The 2,079-nt window shown below is 41.1% G+C and carries 3 protein-coding genes and 1 pseudogene; 1 reads left to right on the top strand and 3 read right to left on the bottom strand.

Annotation, left to right across the window (positions count from 1 at the left end; genetic code table 11):
- Window positions 1-194 (bottom strand): annotated as a pseudogene (locus QTO00_RS18800) (thiol:disulfide interchange protein DsbA/DsbL); the annotation flags it as partial.
- Window positions 195-408: 214 nt separating this feature from the next.
- Here QTO00_RS18800 and QTO00_RS18795 point away from each other — a divergent pair.
- A complete protein-coding gene (locus QTO00_RS18795; protein WP_331426121.1) occupies window positions 409-1,032 on the top strand; it encodes an OmpA family protein in 624 nt (207 codons plus the stop codon).
- A 71-nt stretch (window positions 1,033-1,103) separates the two neighbouring features.
- Here the strand turns inward: QTO00_RS18795 and QTO00_RS18790 are convergent, their stop codons facing one another.
- Together QTO00_RS18790 and QTO00_RS18785 are read right to left on the bottom strand one after the other, a co-directional pair.
- Window positions 1,104-1,349, bottom strand: coding sequence for a YgjV family protein (locus QTO00_RS18790; protein WP_038208516.1), 246 nt, complete (start codon window positions 1,347-1,349; stop codon window positions 1,104-1,106).
- 292 nt (window positions 1,350-1,641) lie between these two features.
- Window positions 1,642-1,956: a DUF496 family protein gene (locus QTO00_RS18785; RefSeq protein ID WP_038208513.1), complete on the bottom strand. Its 315-nt coding sequence runs from the start codon at window positions 1,954-1,956 to the stop codon at window positions 1,642-1,644.
- Window positions 1,957-2,079 lie beyond the last annotated feature (123 nt).

Below are 2,079 nucleotides of genomic sequence, written 5' to 3'. Positions count from 1 at the left end.
GGAATTTTATTTTCCATACTGCGGCAGTGACCGCAATTAAGTGAAAACACCTCAGTGACAGGTGATAAGTTCAACTTAGAAAGATCGGCAGGAACTTGTTGATATTGTTTCCCTAGGGTTGGTTGAGAGTCATCTGAGCAACCGACAATTAGAGCTGATACAAAGACAAGCAGCAACGAAGTGAGTTTTTTCATTTATAATTCTCATTGGTTAGTAACACGCTGAAAGCAGTCAGCTTGGGTTATGTGTTGTGTTAATTTTTATTGATTTTACAAGTTCCTCCGGAGAAGAGAAACCGTATCAGCGTAGGATTACACAGAAAACCATGTCGAATCGTAAATAGAGCCTAAAGTAAACGCAAATTGGCCGATATAGATCTTGTATCGTTATGGAACTTACGGTGAACCAATGAAGTATTTGATCTTTCCTTTAGCTTTAGCCTTAGCAGGTTGTGGTAACCTTACGGCTATGACCGATAATGTGCCTATGTTTGGTGGTGACCTATTGGATACGGCTCCAAAATCTGATTTTGATGTACGTAACCCTGAGTGGGGTACCGCAACCACTGTAGTGAGCTCTGATGTAAAAGGCCCGTTTGGTCAACAACGGACTGAAAGCTATAGTGACTTGCAAAAGTTCCTTGTGAGCAAAGGCGTCGATTACGAACTTTTGCCGGGAAATCACGTTATGGTCAAGCTTAAAGACACGATTAAGTTCAATACGGGCTCGTCACGAGTTTCGACCGATTCAAAATATTGGTTGGATATGATGGGAAGTTACCTATCAACTCAACCTGGAATTGATATCGTTATTGATGGGCATGCTGATAGTACTGGCGCTCCAAGCTTCAATGATACGCTTTCCATGAAGCGGGCGAAGGCGGTTAAACAGCAGTTGTTAAACAATAATGTTGCGATGAATTCCATATTTACCCGTGGCTATGGAGAATACGTCCCTGCTTGTACGAACAAAACCAAAACAGGCAAAGCGTGTAACCGCAGGGTAGAAGTACTGTTTATCGTCGCTAACTAGTTCTATCAGTTCCGAGATATTAAAAAGCCCCGACTTAGCGATAAGTCGGGGCTTTTCCTTTGAATCGTAAATTAAGCGGCGCTATTTACTTGCTCGGTTTTTTTTTCACTTTGCATTTTAGCAAGGAAGTAAACGTTAACACATGCGATGAAGCCGTTAGTTACTACCACTGGCCATGCGTCAATCATCAAGCCGTAAGCGGTGAATAGACCACAACCAATGAAATTTAATACACGCAGTTTAACGATATCTTTCATTGTCAGTGAGATTGCAACCATGATAGACGCTGCGTAACCCAGAATTTCAACCATATCCATAATTTGACCCTCTTTAATTTATGCCGACCTTTGTCGGTACCAATTCTTCTCTTCGTGAGATAAGTGAGGAAGCTCCGTGCCTCGAATGGTCTAATTGATTATCTGCAACGAAATATAACAGGCAGAAATGTGTGATGAAAGCCCCAAAATGAGGAACGGAGAAGGTTAGCGATTACGCAAACGTTTTACGTAACTTTCAAGCTAAATTAATTATTTATGTTAGTGAATTTAGGGTGGGCAATAAAAAGAAAGCCTACATGATGTAGGCTTTGCAAATCGTTACTTTGGTATTTTACTTCTTACCTTGAGTGACTTTGTCTGCTTCAGTCAGCTCGCGAATGCGTCGGCTAATATCGCGGCGCTCTTTGGAAATTTCAGCGCTTTTGATGATGTGGTCGTCAACGCGATCTTCATAGTCCGCTTTCATATTCTTAATAATACCAAGGATCTCTTCGTTGCTCATATCTGCCTTGATATAGTCGAGTAGGTTGTCAAGCAGGTCCACACGTTTACGGTTGTCACGCACTTTTTTCTCGTTATCAAGAAGTTCACGTTTTAGTTTATTCTTACGACGTGCTTGAGACACGATTTCAAATACACCACTCATAGGTCCCTTTCCTAATTTTTGATTAACTAGTATCGATTAAAGCATAACAATGATAGTGAGAACAGTCTTAAGATCAATCATTACATAGTGTTGACGAATTTATCACCGATCTGTTGGCCAGGA

Source organism: Vibrio sp. M260118 (genome assembly GCF_036533755.1).
In the GTDB taxonomy this organism is placed as follows: Bacteria; Pseudomonadota; Gammaproteobacteria; order Enterobacterales; family Vibrionaceae; genus Vibrio.
Note: the sequence above shows the minus strand (reverse complement) of the source record. Positions and strands in the feature narration are given on the sequence as shown.